The 23,405-nt window shown below is 63.8% G+C and carries 27 protein-coding genes; 9 read left to right on the forward strand and 18 right to left on the reverse strand.

The window, feature by feature from the left end:
• The 7 genes from ACFC3J_RS08015 to ACFC3J_RS08045 all read right to left on the reverse strand — a co-directional run.
• A partial coding sequence (locus ACFC3J_RS08015; protein ID WP_375195660.1) for an SDR family NAD(P)-dependent oxidoreductase occupies positions 1-667 on the reverse strand: 667 nt, incomplete at its 3' end.
• Between the two features lie 5 nt (positions 668-672).
• Positions 673-1,464 (reverse strand): SDR family NAD(P)-dependent oxidoreductase, encoded by a 792-nt coding sequence (locus ACFC3J_RS08020; protein ID WP_375195661.1) that lies wholly within the window; start codon positions 1,462-1,464, stop codon positions 673-675.
• A 32-nt stretch (positions 1,465-1,496) separates the two neighbouring features.
• Entirely contained in the window at positions 1,497-2,570 is a 1,074-nt protein-coding gene (locus ACFC3J_RS08025) for an alkene reductase (protein WP_375195662.1), read from the reverse strand.
• On the reverse strand, positions 2,567-3,067 hold the full coding sequence (locus ACFC3J_RS08030; protein ID WP_375195663.1) for a nuclear transport factor 2 family protein: 501 nt from the start codon (positions 3,065-3,067) through the stop codon (positions 2,567-2,569). The genes ACFC3J_RS08025 and ACFC3J_RS08030 overlap by 4 nt, the downstream gene beginning before the upstream one ends.
• 5 nt (positions 3,068-3,072) lie before the next feature.
• Positions 3,073-3,702 carry a nuclear transport factor 2 family protein gene (locus tag ACFC3J_RS08035; protein ID WP_375195664.1) on the reverse strand — a complete coding sequence of 210 codons (630 nt, stop codon included), beginning with the start codon at positions 3,700-3,702 and terminating at the stop codon, positions 3,073-3,075.
• Between the two features lie 149 nt (positions 3,703-3,851).
• Complete coding sequence (locus ACFC3J_RS08040) at positions 3,852-4,622, reverse strand: SDR family NAD(P)-dependent oxidoreductase (protein WP_375195665.1); 771 nt, start codon at positions 4,620-4,622, stop codon at positions 3,852-3,854.
• 29 nt (positions 4,623-4,651) lie between these two features.
• On the reverse strand, positions 4,652-5,725 hold the full coding sequence (locus ACFC3J_RS08045; protein ID WP_375195666.1) for a Rieske 2Fe-2S domain-containing protein: 1,074 nt from the start codon (positions 5,723-5,725) through the stop codon (positions 4,652-4,654).
• A gap of 143 nt (positions 5,726-5,868) precedes the next feature.
• Between ACFC3J_RS08045 and ACFC3J_RS08050 the strand changes: the two genes are divergently transcribed.
• Positions 5,869-6,633 (forward strand): helix-turn-helix domain-containing protein, encoded by a 765-nt coding sequence (locus tag ACFC3J_RS08050; protein ID WP_375195667.1) that lies wholly within the window; start codon positions 5,869-5,871, stop codon positions 6,631-6,633.
• Positions 6,634-6,662: 29 nt separating this feature from the next.
• Positions 6,663-7,430 (forward strand): SDR family NAD(P)-dependent oxidoreductase, encoded by a 768-nt coding sequence (locus ACFC3J_RS08055; protein ID WP_375195668.1) that lies wholly within the window; start codon positions 6,663-6,665, stop codon positions 7,428-7,430.
• Between the two features lie 169 nt (positions 7,431-7,599).
• On the opposite strand, the gene ACFC3J_RS08060 is transcribed toward ACFC3J_RS08055, so the two are convergent.
• The gene (locus tag ACFC3J_RS08060) at positions 7,600-8,019 is read right to left on the reverse strand and encodes a VOC family protein (protein WP_375195669.1); all 420 of its coding nucleotides are present in this window, start codon (positions 8,017-8,019) and stop codon (positions 7,600-7,602) included.
• Between the two features lie 51 nt (positions 8,020-8,070).
• On the reverse strand, positions 8,071-10,053 hold the full coding sequence (locus ACFC3J_RS08065; RefSeq protein ID WP_375195670.1) for an NAD(P)/FAD-dependent oxidoreductase: 1,983 nt from the start codon (positions 10,051-10,053) through the stop codon (positions 8,071-8,073).
• A gap of 129 nt (positions 10,054-10,182) precedes the next feature.
• Here ACFC3J_RS08065 and ACFC3J_RS08070 point away from each other — a divergent pair, with 129 nt between their 5' ends.
• Positions 10,183-10,797 (forward strand): TetR/AcrR family transcriptional regulator, encoded by a 615-nt coding sequence (locus tag ACFC3J_RS08070; RefSeq protein WP_375195671.1) that lies wholly within the window; start codon positions 10,183-10,185, stop codon positions 10,795-10,797.
• A gap of 40 nt (positions 10,798-10,837) precedes the next feature.
• Here ACFC3J_RS08070 and ACFC3J_RS08075 read toward each other — a convergent pair whose 3' ends face one another.
• Together ACFC3J_RS08075 and ACFC3J_RS08080 are read right to left on the reverse strand one after the other, a co-directional pair.
• Positions 10,838-11,599 carry an SDR family NAD(P)-dependent oxidoreductase gene (locus ACFC3J_RS08075; protein WP_375195672.1) on the reverse strand — a complete coding sequence of 254 codons (762 nt, stop codon included), beginning with the start codon at positions 11,597-11,599 and terminating at the stop codon, positions 10,838-10,840.
• Positions 11,600-11,685: 86 nt separating this feature from the next.
• Entirely contained in the window at positions 11,686-12,870 is a 1,185-nt protein-coding gene (locus ACFC3J_RS08080; RefSeq protein WP_375195673.1) for an acetyl-CoA C-acyltransferase, read from the reverse strand.
• 105 nt (positions 12,871-12,975) lie between these two features.
• On the opposite strand from ACFC3J_RS08080, the gene ACFC3J_RS08085 reads away from it, so the two are divergent.
• Entirely contained in the window at positions 12,976-13,680 is a 705-nt protein-coding gene (locus ACFC3J_RS08085; protein ID WP_375195674.1) for a TetR/AcrR family transcriptional regulator, read from the forward strand.
• Positions 13,681-13,689: 9 nt separating this feature from the next.
• On the opposite strand, the gene ACFC3J_RS08090 is transcribed toward ACFC3J_RS08085, so the two are convergent.
• The 4 genes from ACFC3J_RS08090 to ACFC3J_RS08105 all read right to left on the reverse strand — a co-directional run bounded on the left by ACFC3J_RS08090 (position 13,690) and on the right by ACFC3J_RS08105 (position 16,990).
• On the reverse strand, positions 13,690-14,358 hold the full coding sequence (locus ACFC3J_RS08090) for an SDR family NAD(P)-dependent oxidoreductase (RefSeq protein WP_375195675.1): 669 nt from the start codon (positions 14,356-14,358) through the stop codon (positions 13,690-13,692).
• A gap of 264 nt (positions 14,359-14,622) precedes the next feature.
• Positions 14,623-14,922 (reverse strand): putative quinol monooxygenase, encoded by a 300-nt coding sequence (locus ACFC3J_RS08095; RefSeq protein WP_375195676.1) that lies wholly within the window; start codon positions 14,920-14,922, stop codon positions 14,623-14,625.
• 47 nt (positions 14,923-14,969) lie between these two features.
• Entirely contained in the window at positions 14,970-15,392 is a 423-nt protein-coding gene (locus ACFC3J_RS08100; RefSeq protein WP_375195677.1) for a nuclear transport factor 2 family protein, read from the reverse strand.
• Between the two features lie 77 nt (positions 15,393-15,469).
• Entirely contained in the window at positions 15,470-16,990 is a 1,521-nt protein-coding gene (locus tag ACFC3J_RS08105; RefSeq protein ID WP_375195678.1) for a fatty acid--CoA ligase, read from the reverse strand.
• Between the two features lie 169 nt (positions 16,991-17,159).
• Here ACFC3J_RS08105 and ACFC3J_RS08110 point away from each other — a divergent pair, with 169 nt between their 5' ends.
• Together ACFC3J_RS08110 and ACFC3J_RS08115 are read left to right on the forward strand one after the other, a co-directional pair.
• Entirely contained in the window at positions 17,160-17,921 is a 762-nt protein-coding gene (locus ACFC3J_RS08110) for an SDR family NAD(P)-dependent oxidoreductase (protein WP_375195679.1), read from the forward strand.
• Between the two features lie 14 nt (positions 17,922-17,935).
• The gene (locus tag ACFC3J_RS08115) at positions 17,936-18,700 is read left to right on the forward strand and encodes a ThuA domain-containing protein (RefSeq protein WP_375195680.1); all 765 of its coding nucleotides are present in this window, start codon (positions 17,936-17,938) and stop codon (positions 18,698-18,700) included.
• Positions 18,701-18,735: 35 nt separating this feature from the next.
• Here the strand turns inward: ACFC3J_RS08115 and ACFC3J_RS08120 are convergent, their stop codons facing one another.
• The 3 genes from ACFC3J_RS08120 to ACFC3J_RS08130 are packed head-to-tail and all read right to left on the reverse strand — an operon-like array spanning position 18,736 to position 20,601.
• Positions 18,736-19,101, reverse strand: a complete 366-nt coding sequence (locus tag ACFC3J_RS08120) for a Rieske (2Fe-2S) protein (protein WP_375195681.1) — start codon at positions 19,099-19,101, stop codon at positions 18,736-18,738.
• Between the two features lie 31 nt (positions 19,102-19,132).
• Positions 19,133-19,492: an EthD domain-containing protein gene (locus ACFC3J_RS08125; protein WP_375195682.1), complete on the reverse strand. Its 360-nt coding sequence runs from the start codon at positions 19,490-19,492 to the stop codon at positions 19,133-19,135.
• 5 nt (positions 19,493-19,497) lie between these two features.
• The gene (locus ACFC3J_RS08130) at positions 19,498-20,601 is read right to left on the reverse strand and encodes an acyl-CoA dehydrogenase family protein (protein ID WP_375195683.1); all 1,104 of its coding nucleotides are present in this window, start codon (positions 20,599-20,601) and stop codon (positions 19,498-19,500) included.
• 420 nt (positions 20,602-21,021) lie between these two features.
• On the opposite strand from ACFC3J_RS08130, the gene ACFC3J_RS08135 reads away from it, so the two are divergent.
• From ACFC3J_RS08135 to ACFC3J_RS08145, 3 genes are all read left to right on the forward strand, one after another.
• Positions 21,022-21,681 (forward strand): LuxR C-terminal-related transcriptional regulator, encoded by a 660-nt coding sequence (locus ACFC3J_RS08135; RefSeq protein ID WP_375195684.1) that lies wholly within the window; start codon positions 21,022-21,024, stop codon positions 21,679-21,681.
• Between the two features lie 166 nt (positions 21,682-21,847).
• Positions 21,848-22,255: a Zn-ribbon domain-containing OB-fold protein gene (locus tag ACFC3J_RS08140; protein WP_375195685.1), complete on the forward strand. Its 408-nt coding sequence runs from the start codon at positions 21,848-21,850 to the stop codon at positions 22,253-22,255.
• Between the two features lie 3 nt (positions 22,256-22,258).
• Positions 22,259-23,404, forward strand: a complete 1,146-nt coding sequence (locus ACFC3J_RS08145; RefSeq protein WP_375195686.1) for a thiolase family protein — start codon at positions 22,259-22,261, stop codon at positions 23,402-23,404.
• Position 23,405 lies beyond the last annotated feature (1 nt).

Consider the following 23,405-nt stretch of genomic DNA (forward strand, 5'->3'; position numbering starts at 1 on the left):
TGGCCAGGCTCTGCTTCAGTTCTTCGGGCAGGCCGGCATAGATCGGCGTTTCCACCGCGCCGGGATTGATGGCGTTGACGCGAATGCCGCGCCCGGCCAGTTCCCGCGCCATCGCCCGCGTCATGCCGATCACCGCCGCCTTGGCCGCGCAATAGGGCACGGGACCAACGCCATTCACCGCCGATGTGGAGGCGATGTTGATGATCGACCCGCCGATCCCGTCCGCCGCCATCAGCCGCACGGCCGCCCGCGTGCAGCGGAAGGTGCCCGTCAGCGTCAGGTTGAGCACGGCGTCCCAACCCTCGTCCTCGCAATATATGGTCTGGTCGGCAAAGACCTTTTCGCCCGCCGCCTGCTGCGCCTGCGCGGCGTAATATTTGTCCATGCCGTCGCCCGGCGCCGATCCCCGCCCGGCATTGTTCACCAGAATGTCGACGCCGCCCATCGCTGCCTTGATGGCGGCAAAGGCCCTGTCCACCGAAGCGCTGTCCGTAACGTCGCAGGCAAGGCCGATATGCGGCGCGGGCAATACCGCCACCGCGCCATCACCATTGATGTCGAGCACCGCGACGGTCGCGCCCTCCGCCGCCAGCCGCCGGGCGATGGCCGCACCGATGCCCTGCGCGCCGCCGGTAACGACAGCGCGCTTGCCTTTCAGCCTTTCCATAAAGCTCAATCCTCGACTTCGGGGCGCCAGGCGACGCCGTTCACCTGCGCGCCGCCATCGGCAAACAGCGTGTTGCCGCTCATATAGCCGCCGCCTTCGCTCGCCAGGAAAACGGCGATAGGGCCAATATCCTTTTCCGCGTCGCCAAAGCGGCCAGCGGGCACCTGCTTCAGGATCGCCGCGGTCATCTCCGGATTGGCGGCAAAATAGTCCTTCGCCTGCGGGCTGACCGCCGATGGGCAGATGGTGTTGCAGGTGATGCCGAAAGGACCCCATTCCACCGCGGCGGTGCGGGTCAGGGCGCGCATCGCTTCCTTGCTGGCGTTATAGGCCACGGTGAACATATGGGCGTTCACCCCGTTCAGCGACCCCATGTTGATGACGCGGCCATAGCCCTGCGCCTTCATGATCGGGAACGCCGCCCGCATCGCCCAGAAGACGGCATAATAGTTGAGGGCGAAGGAACCTTCCATCTCCTCGTCCGTGTGCTTTTCCAACCGCTTGGGGAAGCTGGCGCCTGCGTTGTTGACGAGGATGTCGAGGCGGCCGAAACGCTCATGCGCCTGCTCGACCATCGCTTCGACCTCAGCACGGTTTGTCACGTCCGTCTTGATGAAGAAGGCATCGACACCATAGGTGTCGCGCAGATATTTCGCCTCTTCCTCACCCTGATCGGCCTTGCGCTGGGCGATGGCGACGTTCGCGCCCGCCTGCGCCAGAGCGCGGGCAACGCCCTGGCCCACACCCTGTCCGCCTCCGGTCACGAGCGCGGTGCGCCCTTCCAGCAGCTTCACCATCTCTCTCTCCTTGGATATTGGCGCTGGCCCGCTCAGGCGCCCAGCATGGGATAATCGGTATAGCCTTTGCGATCGTCGCCCTCGCCCGTGTAGAAATTGGCGCGATTGCCCTTGGCCAGCGCGGCCCCGGTGCGGAAGCGCTCCACCAGATCGGGATTGGCGATGTAGAGATAGCCGAAGGACACGGCCTCCGCCTTGCCTTCCGCCAGCACGGCCTTTGCCTTCTCGAAGGTCAGGCCGCCATTCTCGATGACCGCGCCGTTCCAGTGCTGCCGCACCAGATCCAGCGCATCCTGTCCGTCGAGAGGAATGTGGATCAGGTGGCAGTAAGCGAGGCCAAGGCCATTTACGGCCTTCAGCAGCGCTGCATAGGTTTCATGCGGGTTGGCATCGTCCATGCCGTTGAACCTGACGCCGGGGCAGATGCGGAACCCCACGCGGCCCGGCCCGACTGCCGCCGCCAGTGCCGACAGCGTTTCCACGACGAAGCGGATGCGGTTCTGGACTGGCCCGCCATAAGCGTCGGTGCGCTGGTTGCTGTTCGACGAGAGGAACTGCATCGGCAGGTAACCGCTGGCGCAGTGCAGTTCCACCCCGTCCATCCCCGCGCGGATCGCGTTGCGCGCCGCTGCGACATATTCGGCGATGACGTCCGGTATCTCGCTCGCGGCGAGGGCGCGGGGCATGACGGTATCGACCGGCACGCCGTCGGGGCCGGGGATCTTGTCGGCGCAGGGGATTGCGGACGGAGCGACGGTGTCGGCGCCTGCATCCTTGTTCGCCTGCACGGCGGCGCGCCCGACATGCATGAGTTGCATGACGATCCGCCCGCCTTCGCCATGCACGGCGTCGGCCACCTTGCGCCAGCCTTCGACCTGCGCATCGCTATGGATACCCGGCGTGCGCCAGTAACCCTTGCCCGTGGGCGAGGGCTGCGTCCCTTCGGTGACGATCAGCCCCGCGCCGGCGCGCTGGCGATAATATTCGACCATGATGTCGGTCGGCTCATCGCCCGGCCCGGCCCGATCGCGGGTCATCGGCGCCATGACGATGCGGTTGGCAAGCATGATGTCGCCCAGCGTTACGGGGGAGAATATGTCAGTCATGGAACGAACCTTGGGGGTTGACCGGCCTTGGCGAAGGCCGCTGCGATATAGGTGGGGTAGTCCTGACCGGTGAGCGCGCTCCACCGCGCCCATGCGGCCAGATCCGTCATCTGCTGCCAGCGAACGATGCGGCCATCGGCGTCGAAATGCCAGCGATCCGCCAGCCAGACCGGATCGAGCGCTCCATCTGGCCCCGTGCCTTCGAACTTCGCAAAGGACAGAACGGTGTCGCCGCTGCCGGCCACATCCAGTTCGGTCACCCGCCAGTCAGGGATCGCGGCCCAATAATAGTCCGCTTCGATCTGGAGGAAGAAAGGATCGTCAGCGACGTCATGCGGCTCAACGGGCAGGACGTGCCCGCCGATTTCCGCCACCGCGCCCGGCGCCCAGACCAGCATCCCGCGGGGCGGAACCGGCATGCGACGGGTTTTCCACGCCTCCAAATAGCCGCCAAACATGCTCTGCACGGCGGCCACGTTGCGCTCGGTGACGGTCACGACGCTCAGCTCCGCACGCGGGGCTTGGGCAATGGCGCGCCACGGCGCATCGTCTCGATGAATTTCTCCAGCGGCGCGGGCGGCTCGACCGGGCCGTCATGGGGCTGACCCTGCCGCTCCCAATAGCTTTTCCAACTGGGGAACAGGTCATGGAAGCTGCCATGATAGGGCGGCACTCCGGGCCAGCGCATCTTCCGGTCGCCGATGGGCGGCTTGTTGAGGTCGGTCGCATACCAGTAAAGCGGCAGACGGCGGCGGAAATACCAGCGTCGCTCGATCCGTTCATACTGATCGAAATACATCATCTGCATGATGACCCATTCCGCGCCGCACTCATGTTCATTCTTGGAATAGACGACGCCCTGCGCATGGTCGGGATCGTCGAAGTCGATGATGTGCCCACCGATATGATGCGACGTGCCGTCAAACTGCATCGAATGGGTTTCGTCGAACCAGTCGCGCAGCGCCTTGCGTCCGGACTTGCCGCCGCCCACGCGCACATCTTCGGGGAACAGGCTCACCCAGGCATCGGAATCGCGCATGTCGAGCGCGAGAGCATATTTCGCCGGCAACTGGCGGATCGCGTCCAGCGATTCCAGCCGGTCGATACGAGCCATCAGGCTTTCGTCGCCCATTCTCTCATCCTTCTCCTTGGGGCCTTCTGTTTCGCCCGGAAAAGCGTCCTGAGGAATGTCGGAATAGCTCAAAGGCCATGACAAAAAGGCTCATACCGTCAGGCCGAGCTTGCAGGGGAGAGGACGTCAGATCCTCCCCCCAAGCCGCATTACACACCGAAACCGCCGGCCACGGACAACGTCTGGCCGGTCACGTAATTGGCATCATCGGAGGCCAGGAACACGGCGGCCTTGCCGATGTCCTCGGCCTTGCCCCAACGCTTGATGGGCAGCAGCTTCTTGACCTCCCGCTCCCAATTCTCATCGAAATAGCCCTGTTCCTGACCGACCTTGAACTGTCCGGCGTCGATCACGCCCACCAGCACGGAATTGGCACGGATTTCGTGCACACCCTCCTCCTTGGCGATACCCTTGACGAGGGACTCATTGCACGCCTTCGGGGCGACCGACAGGCCGTCCAGATGCGGCCACCAATCGTGACCGCCCGATCCCAGATGAACGAAAGATCCGCCGCCCTGTGCGCGAAAATGCGGAATGGCGATCCGCGCCGCATAATAGAATCCGAAGGCCTCGATCTCCATGGACGCGCGGAACTGTTCCAGCGTCCAGTCGGCAATGTTGACTTGCGCGACGATCGGTCCCGCCCCCCACACGATGCTGTGAACGCGGCCATGAGCTTCGACGGCGGCGGCAAAGCCTGCCTCCAGTTCCTCATATTGGCGGGCGTCGGCCTGATGGATGCTGGCCTTGCGGCCCATGGCACGGATTTCCTCGGCGGTGGCCTCAGCGCTGTCCCGCTTGGACCGATAGAAGATCGCCACATCGGTCCCGGCCCTGGCGAACTCCAGCGCGACGCCCTTGCCGATGCCCCCGCTGCCGCCAAAGACGGCGACGGCGCCTTCAGGAAATTGCCTGCTCATTCTATTCCTTCCTATGCTGTATCGTTTGTTCATTCGGCCGCGTCAGCCAGATTGGGCGCGGGCGCCATGCCCGCCGTATGATGCACGCCATTGGCGCGGGCCTGATACTCCGCCGCTCGGGCGCGGGGATTGTAGAATTGCCGATACCAGGCTCGGCTTCGGTGAAACGGCCCATCAGTGGGCAGGCGCAGAATGGTGATGGCCGGCCCTTTGGTCTTCCAGATCGCAAAATCCTGCGAAAAGGCCGCCAGTCCAGCCTGATGATATTGGGCGCGCAGTTCCACATCGTCAGGTCCCGGCGGCAGATGGCGCGCCCTGGTAATGATGCCATGCCAGACCTGCGTCACGCCATCCTCTTTAGGGGTATGGCAGATGATCTGCACCGCATCCGTTTCCCCTGAATAGCGGGCGATCAGGATTCCCGGCCCCGTATAGAAGGCATCGACGTCCAGAATGCCTTCCTCGCTGGTCATGGTTTCGTGCCCGCCACCCGACACCTGTCTGCCCACGACACCGTCGAAGACGGAGTCGAAATAGGCCAGTTTCTGTCCATGGATCGGACCAAAGTGGCGGGTGTCGACCAGATTGTCGAGTATCTCCTGCGGGTGGACAGGCAATGTTCCCAGATCGTCATAGTCGCCGCAAATCCATTGCGGATCGTCCCATTCCGGCAGGTCGGGAAGCGCGTGGTCCGGCAGGCCCTCCTCGGGATCGTGCCACGCAAAGACACAGCCGAACCGTTCCTCGACGGGATAGGCGCGAACTTTCGCAGCCGCGGGAATGGCGCCATCGAAATAGGGAATATGATCGCAGCGGCCATCAGGGCCGAAGCGCCAGCTATGATAGGGGCAGCGGATGGAATCGCCCTCGATCCTGTGCGCCGCGGCACCCGAAGTCTGCTCGGCGGCAAGATGGGCCTGCATGTGGGGGCAATAGGCGCCCATCAGCACGATGCGGCCTGATTCGCCGCGATAGATCACCAGATCCTTTCCGAACAGGCGGAGCGACAGGGGTGCGTCCTTTACATCGCTGGCCCGCGCCACCATCAGCCAGCCACGCGGAAACGTAAATTCGCCCAGAGTATAATCCGCCGTCCCTGCCATCGTCCATCTCCCGCGGCGCGCTGGCACCGTTCCAAATTTTCTTCGCGGAAGATGTCTTCGGGCTGGTCGGCTGGCAACCGGGTTGTGCGCATATCTATCATTTAATAATATTATCCTATCATTTTATGAAAGGATGCGAAAAAATGGCAAGGACGCGAAGGCCCGGCATAGCTACCGTCCTTTCCGAACTGAGGCGGGAACTCAAAGCGCGTGGACTGCGCGTGATCCGTCTCGCGGAGGAGTTGGATGTGGCGGAACCTACCGTCTGGAGATGGCTGCGCGGTGACGGATTGACGCTCGACCGTCTGGATGAAATCTGCGCGATCGCGGATATCGACCTGCGCGATCTGCTCGGCCGCGGCGACGACGAACGGCTGGAACATTTCACGCTGGCGCAGGAGCGGGTTCTTGCAGCCGATCGCGCGCTCGCGCTCGTTTTCTTCGTTATCCTGCACGGGGCGCAACGGCGCGACATTGAGCGGGAATTCGGTTTGCCCGGCGAGCGGCTGGACACGCACCTCGACCGTCTGAAACGGCTGGGCCTGATCGATAGCGCGCCGCGAGGGCGCATCCGCCCCAAGCTACGCCGATCGGTCCGATGGCGCCGCGGCGGTCCTCTGTCGATCGCGTTCGAACGAACGGTAAAACCGCTTTTTCTGTCGATGGACTTTGGATCGCCCGATGCCCTTTACGTGTCCGACATGGTGCCAATGAGCGAGAGCGGACGCGCCCGCGTCCATGCCCTGTTCGAAGCGCTGCGGGAGGACATCCACCTGATCGGAGAACAGGAGCAGGCGGCTCGTCTGGAAGGACAGGAATGGAGCGGCGTGCTGATGATGGTGCGGCCGCTTGATATTGGCGAAATGACATCCGAGTGGCGAGGCAAAAATCCCGCGTCTTCCTCCTGAGGGAAACAATCAAGAAGAAAGGAAATATTGTGGCGACATTTCCAGAAGGATGTGCCCTTCTGTTCGGCGGCAGCGGCGGAATTGGCAGTGGAATCTCCAAAGTCTTTGCGCAGGCCGGGTGCGACATCGCCATCACCTACCGGAACAATGCTGATCGCGCGGAACAGGTCGCCGCGGAGGCCCGGAAAGCAGGGCGCATGGCGACAATCCATGCTGCGGATGTGACTAGGGCCGGCGACATCGACGCAGTCGTGGAAGATGTCATCGCAGCGCACGGCCGTATTCACACGGTGATCTGGGCGGCGGGACCGCTCGTCAACCAGCGCTACCTCTCATCCACACCAATGGAAGAATGGCGCCACGCCTTCGATGTGGAAGTCCACGGCTTCCTCTGCGTAGTTCAGCGGATCATTCCGCACATGCGGGATCTGGGCGGCGGCAGCTTCGTGACGCTCGGATCGGCCGGTCATGACTGGTGGCCTGCCCGCGACGGCATGTCGGTGGCAGTCAAGGCTTCGAATGAACAACTGGTGCAGGGCATCGCCAAGGAGGAAGGACGCCATCGCATCCGCGCCAATTCCGTCCTGGTCGGCGTCATCGATGCCGGCCAACTCCATGAACTGACGCGGCTCGGGCAGATCGACCAGCGCTGGATCGACAACAGCCATCGCCTGCTCTGCCTCAAACGCTGGGGCACGGCCGAGGAGATTGGCCATGCGTGCCTGTTCTTTGCGTCCAATGAGGCCGGATACGTCACCGGACAGCGCATTTCCGTCTCCGGCGGCTTCGGGGTATGAAGGCTGGCGCAGCTAGAGGGCTGCGCCAATCCCTTTCAGGCATCCTCATCCAGAGCATCAGGCGGAATGCTGGCTGAATCATCCATATCGCAGGCTTTCGCGAACACACCGGCCGTGCACCGGGGGGAAATTCTCAGCAAGGGAATTCTGAGGTTCCCCAGGTCAGAAGTCAGTCCAGCATCTGAATCACCTCGTTAACATGCCCTTCGGGATCTACGATGAAGGCTACCCGCAGTCCGAAAGCAGCAATTTCCCGAATGGGATCAGGCACGCTTCCGCCGGCAGCCAAGGCCCGGTCGACCGTCGCTTCCAGATCGTGCGAAAGGAAGCCCTGCACGGCTTCCCCTGCAACGGGGCCGGTGGAGTCCAGATATTTGATCAGCGTCAGCGCAGGCCCACCCGGATAAGCCGGACAATAGGTGATTTCGTCAATTTCCCGGCCCAGCATCACATCCCTATGCCGGTTGTGCGGGACCACACCCAACACTTCCTCATAGAATTTCGCCATGGCATCAAGATCATGCACAAATGTCTTACCGAAAATATAGGACATTCCATGATTGGATGCGGGAGCAATCTGATCGGCCATAGTCTTCCCATTTTTCAATTAATGTTTGGCGCCACTGGATCAGGGGCGGTATCAGATCGTCAGCATGGTCATTTCGCGTGACGGCATCGGCGCTGATCCTTCCTCCCGGGTCACGATGAAATCCTCTTCACGGGGCGTGCGCAGATCGTGCCAAATACGAGAATTGTGGCGCGGAATGGCCAGAATGACCTTCTTCGATCCGTCGTCGCCCCTGTCGCGATAATAGCCATGTGCGCTGCCGCATTGGACCCAGGCGGTTCTGGCGAGATCGGCGTCGACATCATCGACAAAGGCCCTGGTTGCCTGCGCCGACACATCGATGGAGGACAGGTGATCGTCGACCATCCATTGCAGCAGTTCGATGATGTAGTGGACCTGCTGCTCGCTCACCACGGCATGGTTTGCGACGAGATAGCTATAAGGCGCGCCCATGAACACGAAGTTGGGAAAGCCGGTGATGAGCAAGCCCTCATAGGAAAAGGGATGCGGATCGAAAGCGTCCTTGAGTGTCCTGCCGCCCTTGCCGCGGATGTCGAACTGGCGGCCGAAATGCAGATTATAGCCGGTGGAAAGGAGCAGAACGTCGCATTCGATCCGGGTTCCATCAGACAGAATCACGGCCTGTTCGTCCGCTTCAGCCAGTTCGCCCCGAACGATGCTGACATTGGGTTTCTTCAACGCGTCGTAAAAGCCGCAATCGAGGATCGGCCGTTTGGCAAAGACCGGGAAATGGGGCGTCAACAATTCGACCATATTCGGGTCGTCGGGAAAATGGCTTTTCAGATAGGCTTCCGCATAGAGCCGCATGCCGTCGTTAATCGGACCAAAGCCGCCGGTCCGCCTCGCATATTCCTCATCCTTCATCACCATGCCATGCATGTCGCCCATCTGGCTTTCCAGGCTTTGCAGCCGCTTCCAGTTCGCGACGAAGGGAATATGCTCCATCGCCCAGCGTTCCAGCGCAGCTACGGGCGCATGGGCCTGAGGATTGGGAATGATGTGCTCAGGCTGGCGCTGGACGATGACCAATTCGCCAACGGTGTCCGCAATGGCGGTCGCGACCTGAACGCCCGAACAGCCCGTGCCGACCAGCACGACCTTCTTGCCCTTGAGGTCGACGCCGTGATCCCATGCGGCCGAATGAACGACAGGCCCCTTGAACCTGTCCAGGTTCCTGACATGCGGGTAATTGGGATTGTTGTTCGGTCCCACCGCCATGATGAGCATATGGCATTCATGGGTTTCCGGTCTGCCGTCGCGCACGGCTTTCACGATCCACATCTTGCGCTTCTCGTCCCATTCGGCGCCCTCCACCCATGTACCGAACCGGATGTGCTCGCGCAGATTATATTTCTGGGCGACCCGCTCGAGATAGGAGAGGAATTCGGGTCCTCGCGGATAAAATTGCGTCCAGGAGGCATTGGGCTCGAAAGAATAGGAATAGACGCGGCTGGGCGTATCGACCGCCGCGCCCGGATAGGTGTTGGTCAACCAGTTGCCGCCGACCTTGTCCAGCGCTTCGAGTATGGTGTAATCGAAACCGGCCTGCTGAAGCTTGACCGCGGCGTTGATGCCCATCATGCCGGCGCCGACCACGATGACCCTGAAATCCGCAGGCGGCACTTCTTTCGCCTGTCGCCTGCGCGTGTCGGTGGTGAAGCCGGCATGTTGAAACGCGACCTCGACCGACATTTCCGGCAGATCCCTGCCCAGCAGCAGCCGGGACATTTTGCGGAACATCGGCATGTCGATGTGGGGCATGACCGGGGGCCTGCCGGACTTGACCGCATCCCGCAGCGCATTCCGTATCTCTTTCGCGACGACTGGGTCGATCGGCTCCCGGACTTGATGTGCATCGATGTCCCGAAAGGCTTCGACGACGGATTCCTGCTTTCCTTCAAGGACGTCCCAATAGCGATGCAGCAATGTGCGGTCCCCGTTGATCTGAATCAACGCCATCAGCGCCATGATCGGATCGAGCGCCTCGATGGCGGCGTCGAGTTCGGGCGCTTTCGCCTTTCCCGCAAGGGACATGTGAAATCCTCCATCCAATGGTCGGGCTGTTGCCGACTCATGGTCATTAATTACAGTTATACGTGTAATTAGTCAAATGCGGCTGCATGGCCTTGCTTTTGCTGCCTTGCTGGGCAAACGATGACGAATATGACCGAGCGGGGTTTGAAGAGGCGGGCCGGGCGTCCGAGTGCGGAAGAGTCCGAACAGAAGCGGCAATTTCTGATTGTCACCGCGCTGGAGGAATTTGCGCGGGCGGGCTTTCATGCCGCTTCGCTGCGCGACATTGCCGACAAGGCGCAGGTTTCGAGCCGCACCCTCTATAATCATTTTCCCGACAAGCTGGCCCTGTTCGAAGCCTGCCTGGAATATTCCGGGCGCCAGATCCAGCCCGACCTGCCCGACCTGCACGGCGATCTTCATTCGCGGCTCGTGGCCTATGCGACGGAAATGCAGCGGCAGCTATTTTCGCCGCTCAGCCTGCAAATCGCCCGGCTGATATACCGGGAAGGCAGCGAGTTCGACGAAGTGCGGCAGATCGCCCGGCTCCAGTTCGAGCGCTATCAGGTCACGCCGGTGACCGCCATCCTGGCCAGCGAAGGAATCGCCGCCGAACGGTGCCATAGCTATGCCACGCAGTTCGTCGCCATGGCCTTCGGCGAATGGCAGCGCCGCCTGCTGTTCGGCGCAGGACCCATGACCGAACCGGAAATGGCCGCGCATGCCGAGCTGGTCACGGGAATATTCCTGAAGGGGATAGGCTGACGCTCAGGGCCAGATTCAGGCCCTCAGCGCCGGCCGCCCTTCAGCGCGGCGCCATGCGGATCGCGCCGTCGAGGCGGATGACCTCTCCGTTCAGCATCGGATTGCGGATGATGGATTCGACCAGCTGCGCATATTCGGCGGGCTTGCCCAGACGGCTGGGATGCGGGACCTGCGCACCCAGCGCATCCTGCACATTCTGGGGAAAAGCCTCCAGCATCGGGGTCAGGAAGATGCCCGGCGCGATCGTCATCACGCGGATCTTGTGCTGGGCCAGGTCGCGCGCCACCGGCAGCGTCATGCCCACCACGCCGCCTTTCGACGCGCTATAGGCGGCCTGCCCGATCTGCCCGTCATAGGCGGCGACCGACGCGGTGTTGACGATGACGCCGCGTTCGCCGTCCCTGTCATCCGCCGCCGCCAGACGGGCGGCGAATTTGGAAATGACGTTGAACGTGCCGATCAGATTGACCTCGATCGTCTTGCGATAGATGTCGAGCGGATGGGGCGCATTTTCCTTGCCCACGGTCTTTACGGCCGGGGCGATGCCTGCACAGTTGACCAGAAGGCGCGCAACCCCATGCGCGGCCTCCGCCGCATCAAGCCCTGCCGCGACGCTGGCATCGTCCGCGACGTTGACGCTGACGAAGACGCCGCCGATTTCAGCCGCGCTCGCCCGGCCCGCCTCTTCACTGAGATCGAAGATCGCGACCTTCGCGCCGGCGTCTGCCAGCATCTTCGCCGTGGCCTTGCCCAGCCCCGACGCCCCGCCGGTCACGATGGCGGCTACCCCTTTGATGTCCATATTCTGCCTTGCTCCTGTCAGAGTCCGTTTTAGAAATCGCGGAAGAGCGATTTCCCAGGCGCCGATAGGCGCATTCTCAAAAAATCTCAGACCAGTTCGATCGCCATAGCCGTCGCTTCGCCGCCGCCGATGCAGAGACTGGCGACGCCGCGCCGGAGGCCGCGATTTTCCAGCGCGGCGATCAGCGTCGCCAAAATCCGCGCGCCCGACGCGCCGATGGGGTGGCCCAACGCCGTCGCGCCGCCATTGACGTTCAGCTTGTCGGCAGGAATGTTCAGCTCCTTCGCCGCGATCATCGCAACCACGGCAAAGGCTTCGTTGACTTCGAACAGATCGACATCCTCCACCGACCATCCGGCCCTTTCCAGAGCCTTGCGCATGGCGGGAACCGGCGCGGTGGTGAATTTGGCAGGCTCATGCGCGTGCGCGGCGGTCGCGACGACCTTCGCGACGATGGGCAGACCCAGCCGTTCCGCCACGCTCCGACGCGTCATGACCAGCGCCGCCGCCCCGTCCGATATGGAGGAGGCATTGGCCGCCGTGATCGTGCCGTCCTTCGCGAAGGCGGGCCTGAGTGCCGGGATCTTGTCCGGGCGCGCCTTGCCGGGCTGCTCGTCGGTGTCGATGACGGTTTCGCCGCCCCGGCCCGTTACAGTGACCGGGGTGATTTCGCGGGCGAAGGCACCGCTCGCGATCGCCTGGTTGGCGCGGGCGAGCGAGCGGATCGCATAATCATCCTGATCGGCGCGGCTGAACTGATAGTCGCGCACCGCTTCCTCGGCAAAGACGCCCATCGCCTTGCCCGGCTCATAGGCATCCTCCAGCCCGTCCATCATCATCGTGTCGATGATCCGGTCATGGCCGATCCGCGCGCCCGCGCGATGCTTGGGCAGGGCATAGGGGGCGTTGGTCATGCTTTCCATCCCGCCCGCGATCACCACATCGGCCGTCCCGGCGGCCAGCGCCTCATGCGCCATGATCGCCGCCTGCATGCCCGATCCGCACATCTTGTTCACCGTCGTCGCTTCGGTGTTGAGGCCCAGCCCCGCGCCCAGCGCCGCCTGCCGTGCCGGGGCCTGCCCCAGTCCGGCGGGCAGGACGCAGCCCATATAGATGCGGTCGACCGCATCCGCGGCGATCCCGGCGCGTTCCACGGCGGCCTTCACCGCCGCCGCGCCCAGATCGGTGGCCCTGAGCGGCGAGAGAGCGCCCTGAAAACCGCCCATGGGGGTCCGGGCATAGCCCGCAATGACGACAGGATCATTCTGCATCGCTGGTTCCTCCGGAGCGCGTAAACCCGCTCGTCTATCCTATACTGATGAGTAGATTGCTTATACCTGCGTTTCTTGTCAATAGGGGAGCGTAAGGAGTTTTCATTGCCCAGCCCTGCCTCCATCCGGCCCGACGCGTCCAACCCGCCCTCCCCGTTCCGGAGTCGCGAGGAGAAAATCAGGGAACGGGCGGAAAAGCGCGAAGCCGTGCTGCGGGCGGCGGTCCGCATGTTCAATGCGCGGGGCTTTCATGCAACGTCGCTGGATGACGTCGCCGCCTCGCTGGGGATCAGCAAGCCGACCATCTACCATTATCTGGGCAATAAGGAGCAGGTGTTGATCGAATGCGTGACGCGGGGGCTAAAGCCGCTGCGGATCGCAGCCGAGCAGGCGCAAAGCGAGGAAGGTCGGGGGCTGGAGCCGCTGCGTATGGCGGCCGAGGCGGCGAAGGACGAGCCGGGCAGCGGCCTTGACCGGCTGCGGCGGTTCCTGCTGCATTATGCGCAGATCAACATGGATGATTTTGGACGCTGCGTCGTGCGCACCGGGGACGAAGCGCTCTCGCCAGAGGCCGCCGCCCAGTTCCGGGCGCGCAAGCGGGACATCGATCTGGCGCTGCGCGGACTGATCGAGGCGGGCATTGCCGACGGATCGATCGCGCCGGTCGATGTGCAGATGGCCGCCTTCACGCTGGCGGGCGCGCTCAACTGGCCTGCGCGCTGGCATGATCCGGCCGGACCGAAACCGGCGGACGAAATTGCGGCCTCGCTGGTAGAGATCGTCACCGGCGGGCTGGCGCCGCGCCGGTGATTCCCGTGCTTACACGCGCCCGGTCACAGGGATCAGCGCGCCGGTGATCGGGGCCGCCGACGGGGAAAGCAGAAAGGCGATGACCTCCGCCAGCTGCCCCGCCGACACCCAGCGCGAAAAGTCGGCGTCGGGCATGTCGCTGCGGTTGGCGGGCGTGTCCAGGACGCTCGGCAGCACCGCGTTCACCCGCACGCCCTCATCCTTGAGTTCCTCCGCCAGCGCTTCGGTCAGCCGGGCGACGCCTGCCTTGGACGCTGCATAGGCGCCCATGCCTGCGGCGGCCTTGACCGCGGCAGCCGCGCCGATGTTGACGACGGCGCCGCCCTTGACGCGCAACAGCGGCATCAGGGCGCGGGTCGCGATCAGCGCCGTGCGGACGTTCATCTGGTAAAGCCGGTCCCATGTCGCGACCGCACCGTCGCTCACCGTTTCCCAGGCAAAGCCCCCGGCAATGTTGACCAGCGCGTCCAGCCCGCCCAACTCCTGTTCGATCCGCCCGGCGGCCTGCGCCATGGCAGCCTCGTCGGCAAGGTCGACGCCGCTCAGGGCCAGCGCCAGCCCGTCCTGCGGCACCTGTCCCAGATCGATGCCGACGACCTGCCATCCTGCCGCGCCCAGCCGCGCCGCCGTCTCGCGCCCCAAGGCGCCCGCCGCTCCGGTTACCGCCACAATAGCCATGATCCGACTCCCCTGTTTTCCATGTCTGTCGTCATGGCCTTAGAGCGATTTCGGACCGGAAGGAACGGACGTTCATCGCGGACGGTCATCTGGCGAGCCCGGATCGGAAGGCAGTGTAGCCCTTTCGCGACAAGGGCGAAGGCCAGTCCCCCGGCACGGGAGGGCATTTCCATCCAAGAAGGCCCGGATCGCGCGCGCAATCCGGGCCTCCCCGCCGCCGGCACGGTTATGGAGAGATCGAAGCCGGCGGTTTCCCGACAGCGATCAGGCGCCGAATTTCTGCGTTTCGCTGACCATGTGCACCGATACGTCGTTGCTATATTGGCCCTCGAAATCCGAGAGCAGACTGACGATCGCAGGCTGCGCGAGATGCACGGTCAGCGCATCCATGTCGCGCCACGCCTCCATCGCCATGATCGTTCCCTTTTGCTCGTCCTCCACACCCATATGGTAGAAGATACAGCCATCTTCCGCCCGGGAGGGTTCGCACAGGGCCTTCAGACGGGCGTAAAGGCGCGGCAGGGTTTCAGGGTCGGTATGGATGAGGCCGGTCACGACGATCATGGGCCAATATCTCCTGCTGGAACGATGGGGCTTGGGCGCGACCGCGATCAGGTCTGATGGATGATCCCGAAAATGCGTTCCTTGAACTGCCACTGGCCGTCGCGCTTCACGAGCCTGTCGTTGTAGCAGGCGCGGGCGCGCTTATCCCGGCCGCTTTCGGGGTCGGTATAGACTTCGGAAAAATAGGTTCGGGCCTCCGCCGTGTCGCCATCGACGCGGATCATGCCGGGCATGGCGATGAAGGAAAGTTCGGGATAGGCGGGCATCGCGCTCGCCCAAAGCTCCATCACCCTGTCGCGTCCCGACACGATGCCCAGTTCCGGATAGTGGGACAGGTCCCAATGGCCGTCCTCGGCCCAGAGGCTGGTCATCAACTCCCGATCGTGCCGGTTCACTGCGTCGGCATAGCTTTCCATCAATTCGCGGATGGCGATGCGGTCTTCCAGCGGTCCTGAATAGTTGCGGCTCACGCGCCTCTCCTTTCTCTTCTCGTTGACAGGCAGGCTAAGCGGCTTCGCGTTGCTCCAATACTCCTGAAAATCGCAGGTCAGCGATATTGTTCGCGCAGCAGGCGACGCAGCACCTTGCCGGACGGATTGCGCGGCAGCGCTTCGCAGAAGGCGATCGACTTGGGCGCCTTGTAGGCGGCGATCCGCTCACGCGCCCATGCGATGATGGCGACGGGATCGGGCTGGCGGCCCTCCACCGGCACGACGATCGCCTTCACCGCTTCGCCCCATTTGGGGTCGGGTACGCCGATCACCGCGACGTCATGGACGTCGGGGTGGCTGAACAGCGCATTTTCGACCTCGGCCGGATAGACATTCTCGCCGCCGGTGATGATCATGTCCTTGATCCGGTCGGCAAGATAGACATAGCCGTCCGCGTCCATCCGCCCGGCGTCCCCGGTGCGCAGCCAGCCATCGGCATCGATCGTCTCGGCGGTCGCCTCCGGCCGGTTATAATAGCCGGTCATGGTGGCGTCGGAGCGGATCGCGATCTCGCCCACCTCGCCGCGCGCCAGTTCCGCGCCGTCGGGGCCGAGAATGCGGATCTCGACGCCCGGCAGGGGCAGGCCGACGCTGCCCATGCGGGGGTTGCCGTCCACATCATGATCCTGCGGCGGCAGGCCGGTAATCGTGCCCGCCGTCTCGGTCATCCCGTACATTTGCGCAAAGCCGCAGCCGAACACGCCGATCGCCTGCCGCAACAGGTCGAGCGGAATGGCGGAGCCGCCATAGCAGATGGTCTCCAGAAAGCTGAAATCCGTATCCGCCGCCTTGGGATCGTCGCATACGATCCGCAGCGCGGTGGGCACGATCATCAGCTTGGTGATGCGATAGCGCACGAGCAGGTCCAGCACCTGATGCGGGTCGAAGTCGCGCACCACAATGGCCTTCGCGCCATGCTGGAGCGCCCATAGCCCCCAGCCCGATCCGCTGATGTGGAAGATCGGCATGGCGACCAGCGCCACATCCTCCGCGCTCCAGCGATACCAGTCGGGCAGCGCCTCCGCCGGAACCGCGTCCCGCAGCGCGAGCAGGCTGCGGTTGGTCAGCATCGCGCCCTTGGGATTGCCGGTCGTGCCGGAGGTGTAGAGTTGCAGCACCACATCCTCATAGCCGCCGTCGGCCTGCGGATCGCCCTCGGCCTGCCGGTCGCGCCACTGCGCGAACAGTTCGCCCTCCCCCGCCTCGGTCAGCAGCACCGGGCAGCCGGGCGCGGGATCGAGCCGCGCCAGAAATTCGGGATCGGCCACCAGCAGCACGGGGCTGCAATCATGCAGGATATAGGCGACCTCCGGCGGGGCGAGCCGCCAGTTGATCGGCACCAGCACCATTCCTGCGCGGATCGCGCCCATCCAATATTCGAAATAAACGTCCCGATTCTTGCCGAGATAGGCGACCCGCGCGCCGGGCTGAAGACCCATCGCCGCCAGGCCGTTGGCGATGCGGCTGGCGCGGCGGTCCAACTCGCCATAGCTGGTTTCCAACCCCTCAAAGACCAGCGCGACGGCGCTGCTCCGCCGGGCGCCATGGTCCCGCACATATCCGCCGATCGTCTTCATGCGAAGCAATGCCTCCTCTTCCTCTTCCCCTCCTTAAGGCTTCATGTCGGTTTCGGCCCCTCTCAATTTCCATGGTTTGACGCTTATACTGGCGAAATCGTCAGTGCCCTCCCGTGACAGGGCGATTATGCTGCCGGGCGACAAACGGTTTTACGGTCGGGAGAGTGCAATGGATCTGGGACTGAAGGGCAGGAAGGCGATCCTGATCGGCGCCAATGCCAGCGTCGGACGCCACGCGGCGGAGGTTCTGGCGCAGGAGGGCTGTGATGTCGCCCTGTGCGGCCGCACGCAGGAAAAGGTCGACCGGGTGGTCGAGACGGTCAGGGGATTCGACGTGCAGGCCTTCGGCAAGGCGGTGGACGCCAGCGACGCGGTCGCCCTGCCGGCCTTCATCGAGGAGGCGGCGGATGCGCTGGGCGGATGCGATATCTTCATTTCCTTCGTCTCCACCAATCTGGGCGTCGACAGCGACGAAGGATGGCAGGCCGTGATGAACGCCGACATCCTGCCCCTTTCGCGGGGCATCCGGGCGGCGCTTCCCTTCCTGCAACAGTCCGATGCGGGGTCGATCGTCACCCTGTCCTCGACCGGCGCGGTGGAGGATTTCATGGGGCCACAGCCCTATAATGCGCTGAAGGCTGCGGTCATCAACTACAGCAATGCGCTGGCGCAGAAACATGCGGCGGAGGGTATACGCGTCAACTGCCTGATCCCCGGTCCCATTTATACCGATGACGGTCCATGGGCCGCGATCAAGGCCAATATGACGGAATTTTACGACAGCATCCTCTCGCAAATTCCCATGGGCCGCATGTGCACCGGCGAAGAGATCGGCCGCGCCATCGCCTTCGTCGCATCGCCCGCCTGCCGCTTCATGACCGGGGCCAGCCTGGTCGTCGACGGCGGCCTGACCAAGCGGGTGCAGTTCTGACCGGAGAGCATGGAATGAGCGAGGAAAGACCGGCGCGCATCAACTGCGTCCTGATCGCGGGCGGGCTGTATCACGATTTCGATTTCGCCCGGCTGGAGTTGCTGAAACTGCTCGGCGAAGACCCCCGCGTGCGCACCCGCGTTTTTGAGGATTATGCGAATATCGACGCGATCCGCGAGGCGGATTTCCTGATCACCTACACCTGCGACGTCATCCCGCCGCTGGAGGTGCAGGAGGCGTTGCGCGACTGGGTGAAGGATGGCGGGCGCTGGTATGCGCTGCATGGCACCAATTCGGTGCTGCGCCTGTTCGACAACGGCCTTTACGGCAGCCCGCGCTGGGCGCCGCTGATGATGGAGACGCTGGGGACGCAGTTCATCGCCCATCCGCCGATCGCGCCCTATAAGGTGACGGTCGCCGATCCCGATCATCCGCTGACGCAGGGGGTGGAGCCGTTCGAGACGACGGACGAACTCTATCTGATGGAGCGGCATGGCGACCTGCACGTCCTGCTGGAAACCGAATTCGAGGGCGAAGCCACCGGCTTTGACGAGCATGTCTGGGCGCACGACCGGCATCCGGTGCTCTATATCAAGCCGCAGGGCGCGGGCGCCGTGCTCTACAATACGCTGGGCCATTGCCGGGGCCATTATGACATGCAGCCGGCGCTGGACTGGTGGCCGCAGGTCGACCGCTGCGCCTGGGACCTGCCGGTCTTTTACGACCTGCTGCGCCGGGGTATTGCATGGGCGAAGGACAGGAAAAAGGGCGGAGAATAAACCCCGCCCCTCTTTGCCCGACGCTGACCTTCCCCTCAACCCAGCGGCGTCACCGGCAGATGTTCCGCGCCGGGCGCTTCATCGGGCACCGCCACCTCGATCCAGCCTTCCCCATCTTCGCGCAGGTCGAAGCGCATCAATGGCTTGTAATCCGCGCCGCCCATGCATTCGCCATTTTCCAGCCTGAACCGGGCGCCGTGCAGCGGGCACATGATCGCGCCGCGCCGCACCCGCCCGTCGGGCGCGAAGCTCGCCGCCTGATGCGAGCAACGGTTGATGAGGGCATGCAACCTGCCCTCGTCCCGCACGATCAGCACCGGCCAGCCATTGACGATGAAGGCCTGCAACGACCGGTCGGCAATCTCCTCCGCCCTGGTCACCCGGTAGAAATTCTGCGACATTCCTGTTTCGATCCTGATTGAAGATGTCCGGTCAAGCATCACGCGATCCTAAACTGCTTTCGCATTCCTCGACGGTGAAAGACAAGATGGCGGTTCGGTCGAACAGCCGCTCCTCGTCCTCCGCGATTTCCTGCGCCACCGCCGGTTCGGCCAGCGCGGCAAGGCAACGGTCATGCGCGGCACGGTCGGCAAAGCCGATCTCCATCACCACGTCGAAATCGGGCATGGGCGCACCGGCATCGATCGGCGCGACATAACGGCGCACATAGCGCAGCGCATGGCCGGCCAGCACCCGCTCCCCGATCCGCCGGTGATGGCGTTCATAATGATCGCGAAAGGCCTCGACCGTCAGGCCGGGCCTTCGCTTCAGCAGGGTGACCCGCGTGAACATGGCCGTCAGGCCGCCGCCGTCAGCTGCACATAATGGCGCAGGTCCCAGTCGGCATCGCCCAGCAGCGCCGCCAGCAGCATCGTCCGCTTGAACGCCTGCCCCACCATCAGTTCCTCGGTCGTGCCGATGCCGCCATGCAACTGCACCGCCTCTTCCGCGATCTTCATCGCGCAGCCGCTGATATAGGCCTTGGCCCCGATGATCGCGGCATGCGCCTCCTCCGTGCCCGGATTCTGGGCTGCGGCGCGATAGAGTTGCGATCGGCTGAGTTCGACCATCGCATAGCCGTCGGCCAGACGATGCTGCACCGCCTGGAAGCGGCCGATCGGCTGGCCGAACTGCTGGCGCGTCTTCACATAATCGACCGTGGCGTCGAACATATGGCCCATCAGCCCGACCAGTTCGGCGATGATGGCAAGCCGCGCCTGATCGAGCACCCCCTCCAGCGCGTCCTGCCCCTTCGGCAGCAGCGCCGCGGGCGCATCGCTGAACTGGATGTCGCTGGCGATCGACCCGTCGACCAGCCGGTAGTCGGTCCGGGTCACGCCCTGCGCATCCGCATCGACCAGATAGATGCCGGGCACCCCATCCTCGTCGCAGGCGGTCACCAGCAACAGGTCCGCATAGCCGCCGCCCAACACGCAGCTCTTGGCGCCATCGACGCGAACCTGCCCGTCGCTGCCCGACGCCCGCGTCTGCGGCTTGGTCGCCAGAAAGCGCGCCCCCCGCTCCAGATGCGCCAGCGCGGGCAGGCTTTCGCCCGCGATGATGCGCCGCAGCAGTTCGGCCTTCACCGCATCCGTCGCGCCCCGCTCGATCAGCGAAGCGGCGGTCAGGATGACCGGCAGCACCGGCTCGGTCGCGACGCCCTTGCCCAGCGCCTCCGCGACGGTGATGAGTTCGACCGCGCCCCCGCCCAGCCCGCCATGCTCTTGCGCAAAGGGGAGGGCCAAAAGGCCGGTTTCCGCCAGTATCGCCCACCCCTGCCGCGAAAAGCCCCAGGGTTCGGCAATGTAGGAAAGGCGGCGGATCGGATCATAATGATCCGCGACGAACCTTTCGACCAGATCGCGCAGCAGCCGCTGCTCTTCGTTGAGATCGAAGTCCACGCTGACGTCCCCTACTCTCCATAGCCCGGTTCACGCCGCAGGCCGGCGTGCCGATCATGTTAAAGCATGACGACGGCGCTCCAGCCGACTGCCCTTTCCACTAGTTCGTCACCCAAAGCCGCGCGCGGGGCGGGGTTCCGGCCCCTGTCACTAGTCATAGGTTTTGAACGCTTGTCTAAGCATCCCGCGGGGCGTAGCCTTTCTCCCATGGAGAGATCAGACGACTCATTCGTCGCCTGCACGGATCATGTCGACCAACAGAGCGCAAGCCCGGTCGACCTTAGATCCCGCAGGCAGGGCACCATCTTCATCGCGTCGATCGACGATGTTCGACCTGCGGCTGAAGGCTTACGCGATCTTGCTAGGGAGCTTAGCAATTTCCGTGTCGCAGCCTGCGCCAACATCGCTTCGAAAACGCCGATGACCGATGCCGACGGGAACGCGCTGGCGTCCTGCATCTTCGGCTGGCCCGGATCGAAGGACCAGTGGTGGAAAAAGCCGCTGCTCGCGCTCAGTTCCCCCCTCACCTTCGCCTGCCGTTATGAAAGCGAGCCCTTCTGGGCCAATGCGGAGGGTATCCATACCCGCGCACCCAATCCCCTGCTCGACCAGATCGACATGTCGCATTTCTGCGATGAGGTGAATGCGGATTCCGTCATTGTCATTCCCGTCCATCTGCCCTTCGGCCAGATCGGCGTCGTCAGTTTCTCGCCGATCGATTCTGGCCGCAGCGACCTGTCGCGCGAGTTCGATCTTTACGCCGACATATTGGAATATCAGAGCCGCCGCTTCATCAACGGCTATTCCCGCGTCACCAGCCAGCGCCCCTGGATTCCGCGCAACTGCCGCCTGTCCAAGCGCGAGGTCGAATGTCTGCGCTGGGCGGCGCTGGGCAAGACCGACGTCGAGATCGCGATGATCCTTGGCCGCAGCTGCGCCACGGTGCGGTTCCACATCCACAATGCCGCGATCAAGCTGGAGGCGGTCAACCGCAGCCAGACGGTCTTCAAGGCGACCCAGCTCGGCTATCTGGGCAGCGTCGCCGCGGTCCCCTCCTGTCCCCAGCACCAGCACGCGTAAACAGGATTTGCCGGTGCACCTTGATGCCTCCGCCCGGCCACGGGCGGAGGTTTTTGCTTTGCGCCCGTCCCGTGGCGACCTCTTACTATTCCCAACCTATTCTTTCTTACAGAAGCCATGGCGCGCCACTCTTTCCATAGTCGGGTCAGACAAGGAAAGGCCGTTCATGGGTGAGGTCATCGACATTGCGGAAGGACTGTTCGTGGCAGAGCCTCAGCCGGCGCTGGTGGGCGGACGGCACAAGGCGACAGGACGCATCGTCTTTCCGTGCCCGACCGGCAACGGCGATTTTGAACCGGTCGTCCTGCCGCGCCGGGGCACGCTCTGGTCCTGGACGGTGCAGCGCTTTCGTCCCAAGACCCCGCCCTATGCGGGGCCGGAAGATTTCACCCCCTTTGCGCTCGGCTATGTCGAGCTGCCCGGCGCGGTGATCGTGGAGGCGCCCTTCACCGATGTCGCGTTCGAGGATCTGAGGATCGGCATGGAAATGGAAACCGTCCTCGTTCCGCTGAACGAAGATGCGCAGGGGCGCACGATCCGCACCTTCGCCTTCGCCCCGGTCAGGAAGGGCTGAGCCATGGCGGACGTCTTCATCGTCGGCATCGGCATCCACCCCTTCGGCCGCACCGATGGCCTGTCCGGGTTGCAGCAGGGCGCCTATGCGATCGGCAAGGCGCTGGAGGATGCGGGCCTTGGCTGGACCGACATGCAGTTCGGCTTCGGCGGCTCCGACAGCAGCGGCAATGCCGACACCGTCGTCAATGAAATGGGCCTGACCGGCATTCCGATCATCAACGTCCGCAATGGCTGCGCTACCGGCGGATCGTCGCTGATCGGGACGTGGCAGGGCGTGGCGTCGGGCCAATATGATCTGGGCGTCGCCTTCGGTTTCGACAAGCATCCGCGCGGCGCCTTCAACGCCATGCCCGCCGAATACAGCCTGCCCGACTGGTATGGCGCGGTGGGCATGATGGTGACGACGCAGTTTTTCGCCATGAAGCTGCAACGCTATATGGCGCATTATGGCATCAGCCATGAGGCGCTGGGCCGGGTCGCGCAGAAGGCATTCGACAATGGCGTCCATGCGCCCCACGCGTGGCGCCGGTCGCCGGTCGATCTGGACACGATCCTGACCAGCACGATGATCTCCGATCCGCTCACCAAATATATGTTCTGTTCGCCCGCCGAGGGCGGCGTTGCGCTGATCCTCGCCAGCGAGAAGAAGGCGCGGGAACTGGGGCGGGCGAATATCCGGATCAAGGCGGCGGTGACGCGCACCCGGCCGCCGGGGTCGTTCGAGGTCTTCTCCCCCAGCCTGTCGATCGAGCGCGGCGGGGCGCCGACCCTGCTCGCCTCCTCCGCCGCCTTTGCCATGGCCGGCATCGGGCCGGAGGATATCGACGTCGCCCAGCTTCAGGACACGGAGTCGGGCGCCGAGATCATGCACATGGCCGAAAACGGCTTCTGCAAGGATGGCGAGCAGGAAGAATGGCTGGCCGAAGGCTGGAGCCGGATCGGCGGGCGGCTGCCGGTCAACACCGATGGCGGCTGCCTTGCCTGCGGGGAGCCGATCGGCGCGTCCGGGCTGCGGCAGGTCTATGAAAATGTCGTGCAGCTTCGCGGCGCGGGCGGTGGGCGCCAGGTGCCCGGCAATCCCCGCACGGCCTATACCCATGTCTATGGAGCGCCGGGCATTTCGGGCGTCACCATTTTGGAACGATAAG

The sequence above is a fragment of the Sphingobium sp. genome, assembly GCF_041987595.1.
GTDB lineage: Bacteria > Pseudomonadota > Alphaproteobacteria > Sphingomonadales > Sphingomonadaceae > Sphingobium.

What these genes read in the sequence shown, in the direction of transcription:
- ACFC3J_RS08020 (WP_375195661.1), bottom strand. Translation starts at nt 1,464, where the DNA reads ATGGTGAAGCTGCTGGAAGGGCGCACCGCGCTCGTGACCGGAGGCGGA.
- ACFC3J_RS08025 (WP_375195662.1), bottom strand. Translation starts at nt 2,570, where the DNA reads ATGACTGACATATTCTCCCCCGTAACGCTGGGCGACATCATGCTTGCC.
- ACFC3J_RS08035 (WP_375195664.1), bottom strand. Translation starts at nt 3,702, where the DNA reads ATGGGCGACGAAAGCCTGATGGCTCGTATCGACCGGCTGGAATCGCTG.
- ACFC3J_RS08040 (WP_375195665.1), bottom strand. Translation starts at nt 4,622, where the DNA reads ATGAGCAGGCAATTTCCTGAAGGCGCCGTCGCCGTCTTTGGCGGCAGC.
- ACFC3J_RS08045 (WP_375195666.1), bottom strand. Translation starts at nt 5,725, where the DNA reads ATGGCAGGGACGGCGGATTATACTCTGGGCGAATTTACGTTTCCGCGT.
- ACFC3J_RS08050 (WP_375195667.1), top strand. Translation starts at nt 5,869, where the DNA reads ATGGCAAGGACGCGAAGGCCCGGCATAGCTACCGTCCTTTCCGAACTG.
- ACFC3J_RS08060 (WP_375195669.1), bottom strand. Translation starts at nt 8,019, where the DNA reads ATGGCCGATCAGATTGCTCCCGCATCCAATCATGGAATGTCCTATATT.
- ACFC3J_RS08065 (WP_375195670.1), bottom strand. Translation starts at nt 10,053, where the DNA reads ATGTCCCTTGCGGGAAAGGCGAAAGCGCCCGAACTCGACGCCGCCATC.
- ACFC3J_RS08070 (WP_375195671.1), top strand. Translation starts at nt 10,183, where the DNA reads ATGACCGAGCGGGGTTTGAAGAGGCGGGCCGGGCGTCCGAGTGCGGAA.
- ACFC3J_RS08075 (WP_375195672.1), bottom strand. Translation starts at nt 11,599, where the DNA reads ATGGACATCAAAGGGGTAGCCGCCATCGTGACCGGCGGGGCGTCGGGG.
- ACFC3J_RS08080 (WP_375195673.1), bottom strand. Translation starts at nt 12,870, where the DNA reads ATGCAGAATGATCCTGTCGTCATTGCGGGCTATGCCCGGACCCCCATG.
- ACFC3J_RS08090 (WP_375195675.1), bottom strand. Translation starts at nt 14,358, where the DNA reads ATGGCTATTGTGGCGGTAACCGGAGCGGCGGGCGCCTTGGGGCGCGAG.
- ACFC3J_RS08095 (WP_375195676.1), bottom strand. Translation starts at nt 14,922, where the DNA reads ATGATCGTCGTGACCGGCCTCATCCATACCGACCCTGAAACCCTGCCG.
- ACFC3J_RS08105 (WP_375195678.1), bottom strand. Translation starts at nt 16,990, where the DNA reads ATGAAGACGATCGGCGGATATGTGCGGGACCATGGCGCCCGGCGGAGC.
- ACFC3J_RS08110 (WP_375195679.1), top strand. Translation starts at nt 17,160, where the DNA reads ATGGATCTGGGACTGAAGGGCAGGAAGGCGATCCTGATCGGCGCCAAT.
- ACFC3J_RS08115 (WP_375195680.1), top strand. Translation starts at nt 17,936, where the DNA reads ATGAGCGAGGAAAGACCGGCGCGCATCAACTGCGTCCTGATCGCGGGC.
- ACFC3J_RS08120 (WP_375195681.1), bottom strand. Translation starts at nt 19,101, where the DNA reads ATGTCGCAGAATTTCTACCGGGTGACCAGGGCGGAGGAGATTGCCGAC.
- ACFC3J_RS08125 (WP_375195682.1), bottom strand. Translation starts at nt 19,492, where the DNA reads ATGTTCACGCGGGTCACCCTGCTGAAGCGAAGGCCCGGCCTGACGGTC.
- ACFC3J_RS08135 (WP_375195684.1), top strand. Translation starts at nt 21,022, where the DNA reads ATGACCGATGCCGACGGGAACGCGCTGGCGTCCTGCATCTTCGGCTGG.
- ACFC3J_RS08140 (WP_375195685.1), top strand. Translation starts at nt 21,848, where the DNA reads ATGGGTGAGGTCATCGACATTGCGGAAGGACTGTTCGTGGCAGAGCCT.
- ACFC3J_RS08145 (WP_375195686.1), top strand. Translation starts at nt 22,259, where the DNA reads ATGGCGGACGTCTTCATCGTCGGCATCGGCATCCACCCCTTCGGCCGC.